At 50.9% G+C, this 3,893-nt stretch carries 5 protein-coding genes; 3 read left to right on the top strand and 2 right to left on the bottom strand.

All coding sequences use genetic code 11. The features are described 5' to 3' along the window. On the top strand, positions 1-295 hold a 295-nt coding region (locus HMPREF1144_RS22710), incomplete at its 5' end, for an IS5/IS1182 family transposase (RefSeq protein WP_042928290.1). Positions 296-505: 210 nt separating this feature from the next. After that, complete coding sequence (gene iraM / locus HMPREF1144_RS31955) at positions 506-895, top strand: anti-adapter protein IraM (protein WP_004097807.1); 390 nt, start codon at positions 506-508, stop codon at positions 893-895. Positions 896-1,051: 156 nt separating this feature from the next. Here iraM and HMPREF1144_RS22705 read toward each other — a convergent pair whose 3' ends face one another. Continuing rightward, on the bottom strand, positions 1,052-1,333 hold the full coding sequence (locus tag HMPREF1144_RS22705) for a YjcB family protein (RefSeq protein WP_004097808.1): 282 nt from the start codon (positions 1,331-1,333) through the stop codon (positions 1,052-1,054). Positions 1,334-1,876: 543 nt separating this feature from the next. On the opposite strand from HMPREF1144_RS22705, the gene HMPREF1144_RS22700 reads away from it, so the two are divergent. Next, the gene (locus HMPREF1144_RS22700; RefSeq protein ID WP_004097812.1) at positions 1,877-3,481 is read left to right on the top strand and encodes an EAL domain-containing protein; all 1,605 of its coding nucleotides are present in this window, start codon (positions 1,877-1,879) and stop codon (positions 3,479-3,481) included. Here HMPREF1144_RS22700 and soxS read toward each other — a convergent pair. Beyond that, positions 3,466-3,795, bottom strand: a complete 330-nt coding sequence (gene soxS, locus HMPREF1144_RS22695) for a superoxide response transcriptional regulator SoxS (RefSeq protein ID WP_004097813.1) — start codon at positions 3,793-3,795, stop codon at positions 3,466-3,468. The two genes, HMPREF1144_RS22700 and soxS, sit on opposite strands and share 16 nt — an antisense overlap. Between the last annotated feature and the right edge of the window lie 98 nt (positions 3,796-3,893).

The raw sequence follows: 3,893 nt of genomic DNA, 5'->3' as shown, positions 1-3,893 counted from the left end.
CGAGGAGCTGGCCGAGGTGGATGTGGACTGGCTGATCGCCGAGCGTCCCGGCAAGGTAAAAACCTTGAAGCAGCATCCGCGCAAGAACAAAACGGCCATCAACATCGAATACATGAAAGCCAGCATCCGTGCCAAGGTAGAGCACCCGTTTCGCATCATCAAGCGGCAGTTCGGCTTCGTGAAAGCCAGATACAAGGGGCTGCTGAAAAACGATAACCAACTGGCGATGTTATTCACCCTGGCCAACCTGTTTCGGGTGGACCAAATGATACGTCAGTGGGAGAGATCTCACTAAAAACTGGGGATAACGCCTTAAATGGCGAAGAAACGGTCTAAATAGGCTGATTCAAGGCATTTACGGGAGAAAAAATCGGCTCAAACATGAAGAAATGAAATGACTGAGTCAGCCGAGAAGAATTTCCCCGCTTATTCGCACCTTCCTTAGCTATCATGGATGCTATCACTATATAGAGTCATTTATCAGCGATGCCAGCAAGGATAAAAAATGAAATGGACTATTCATAATACGCTTGTCTGCCCGTATTCCGGCGTGGCTTTTTCTTCGATTTCCAGCCTGCGGTTTTTAAAGTTTATTCTTTGGTATGAAGCCGACATTTTATTACTACCGGGAGAGTCGATGAAGCTCTACTCGTCCAGCGTGTTAATTAACGAGCAATATCATGCGGTAAAGGTTTATAACATCACGCGATACGATGAAGCCCAGTGGGAGAAACTGCGGGAGCGGCCTTCTTGTCCGTACCAATCTACCGCCACGACGGCAAACGCCTGTTCTTACCAGGCGCACTGCGCAATAAAACGCTGCCCGAACAACTTTCCACGCGGGCTATTGGGCAGTCGTCCGTCGGCCAGCGGAAGCGTTATAACCAGACCATAATGGCGTCATCGCTGCGGTGTATATCGGTGATGGGTTTAGGCTGTCGCAGAATGGGAAATCGCGGGTGACGGTGCTGCGCACCTGTCCGGGCAACCGGTTCACCGCCGTCTGGTGGTCCGGTCAGCGATATCGGTGCCCGGATTAGGCGGGCCGACATCAGGTCATCATCATCGGCCATTCTGGCGGAGTCTGGCTCATGACTTCAATCATCACGTCCTTGATATTGCCCCAGATTTTCGCCACGTCCAGCAGCGTAATGCCTAACAGACCGGTGGCGAACCAGCAGGCTGCGGCCAGGCCCATACAGCTACAAATCACCGCTAAACCGGCATAATCGCTTTTACGTAGCTGAATGTTCAACGAGCTGGCCAGAAACATCAGCACTGCGCTCACGAGTGGCCAGCGCAAAAGCACGACACTGGTAGTAATGGAAGCCATCAACCTATCCTCAACGAAATTTGGGAGCCTTTGACAACCGGATGAGACTGACGATGGAACGGCGCTCTGGCTATCTTCAGGCAAACAAGATCGTAATGAAACAACGTTTTTGTTTCATCAGCTAATGTGAATTATATCACACTTGTTCTTTTATTCACCAGTCAAAAATGGTGTTTTCTTGCGCTTATTAGCCATGTAAATAGCAGGGTTAATAAGGAGGGCGCGGGGCTTTCTTGCAATGTGAAGGCTGATTATAAGGGATTATCGGCGGTTTTGGTTTTTTAATAAGGTTTATGTTCTGCGGATTTTATTACTTATTCTGGCTAATTATACGGATAAACCGAATGACATAGTGGGGCTAATCTCATTATGTTGAGAATGTTTCTCCAGTGGTTCTATAAGCCAGTATTATTCATAATTCATCGTCATGAGGTTTTTACGTCAAAGCGTGGGTTGCTGAGATGCCCCGTTCATATCACAGTAAGCAGAGTCATCGGGGCTGTTCACCTTGATTAAGGCGTATCGCATGGATAAAAAGCGGAAATGAATCATAGCGCGCCGCATAAGGCGTTGAGAATATTTGGCATCGTGCTGGTCATTCTGCTGCCGGTGCTGCTGGCGTTGTGGTTTGCGCAAATTCGCGCCAAAGCGGAAACCGCCGATCAGCTGAGGCTGTTTTCTCGACTGGCGCTGCAAAAAACGGAGATTGTGATTCGTGAAGCCGACGAAGCGCGCGATAAAGCCCGCTTGTATCAGGGAGCGATATGTTCACCACAGCATCAGCAATATCTGCTCGGTATTGTTCGCGGCCTGCTCTATATCGATGATTTAATTTACGCCAACGGCACCCATTTCTTCTGCTCCACTTCGGTGCGCCGCCAGACGGGGTGGCAAATTCCGGCCGCAACCTATACCAAAAAGCCGGATGTCGCGATTTACTACTACCGCGAGACCCCTTTCTACCCTGGCTATGCGATGAACTATATGCAGCGCGGCAACTATGTGGTGGTGGTTAATCCGCTCTCATACAGCGCGTTGATCACCAGCGACCGCGACCTCGCCTGGGGCGTTTTTGATACCAAAACCCACCAGTTTTTTTCCGTCAGCAAGAATGCCGACCCCGATGAGCTGCATCGCCTGATTCGCGCTGAAGCGTCTTTATTTCACCAGGATGGCCGCGTTTATACCATCGCCCATTCCACCGTTCGCCCGATAGCCGTCATTATGTCCACTTCGCGCGTCAGCTATTATCAGAGTTTTTATAATCAGGTGACCCTGACGCTACCGCTGGGGCTGATTTGCAGCGTATTGCTCTTGCTGGTGTGGTCGCGCACCCGTCAGCAGTACCACTCTCCGCGGAAGATGCTGCAGCGGGCGTTAAACCGTCGTCAGCTGTGCCTTCACTATCAACCGGTTATCGATATTAAAAATAACCGCTGCGTCGGTACCGAAGCATTATTGCGCTGGCCAGGCTTTGATGGGCCGGTGATGAGTCCAGCGGAGTTCATTCCGATGGCGGAAAATGAAGGGATGATTGCCCAGGTCACCGACTATGTCATCGATGAAGTATTTTCCGACCTGGGCGAGTTTCTGGCGCGGCAGCCTCATCTGTACGTGGCGATTAACCTCTCCGCTTCCGATTTCCATTCCGCACGTTTGATTGAGCACATCAACGAGAAGATCCAGCGCTACGCGGTCAAGGCGGAACAAATCAAAATCGAAGTGACCGAACGCGGGTTTATCGACGTAGCGAAAACGACGCCGGTGATCCAGGCGTTCCGCGATGCGGGATATGAAATCGCCATCGATGATTTTGGCACCGGCTACTCCAACCTGCACAATCTTCATGCGCTCAACGTCGACGTTCTGAAGATTGATAAATCTTTTGTCGACATGCTGACGAGCAATACCACCAGCCACCTGATTGCCGAGCATATTATCCAGATGGCGAATAGCCTGCATTTAAAAATCGTGGCTGAAGGCGTCGAAACGGCAGAGCAGGTAGCCTGGCTCCAGCAACGCGGCGTGCAGTATTGCCAGGGGTGGCACTTTGCGAAAGCGATGCCGCCGCAGGAGTTCATGCTGTGGCTGGCGAATGAGCGCACCAGCCTCAGCCCCTATCAGCCGCACTATCAGGCAGAAATTTGATGGCGATAGGCGGTCGGCGTTCGGTCAAATTCGCGACGGAACACCCGCGAGAAGGTTTGCTGCGACACGTAGCCGAGATCCATCGCGATATCAAAAATAGGGCGCTGGGTGGTTCTTAGCGCTTCCGCGGCGAGCAGCAGGCGGCGCTGGCGAATGTAATCGCCCAGCGTTTGATGCATCACGGCGCGGAACATCCGCTGCAGATACCATTTCGAGTATCCCGATTTTCTGGCGACTATATCAATGTTAAGTGGTTGATCGATATGTTCATCAATCCATTCAATAAGCGTTTGGATAATATCCTGATGGGACATAAAGCGGCCTCTCTCAATTCTCGATTCGTCGTTTTGTCTGCGGGCGAGTATAATTCCTCAAGTTAACTTGAGGTAAAGCGCTTTATGGAAAAGAAATC

It is taken from the genome of Klebsiella sp. OBRC7, assembly GCF_000293135.1.
Lineage (GTDB): Bacteria > Pseudomonadota > Gammaproteobacteria > Enterobacterales > Enterobacteriaceae > Klebsiella > Klebsiella michiganensis.
The sequence above is the reverse complement of the archived record's forward strand: the minus strand, read 5'-3'. Positions and strand labels throughout refer to the sequence as shown.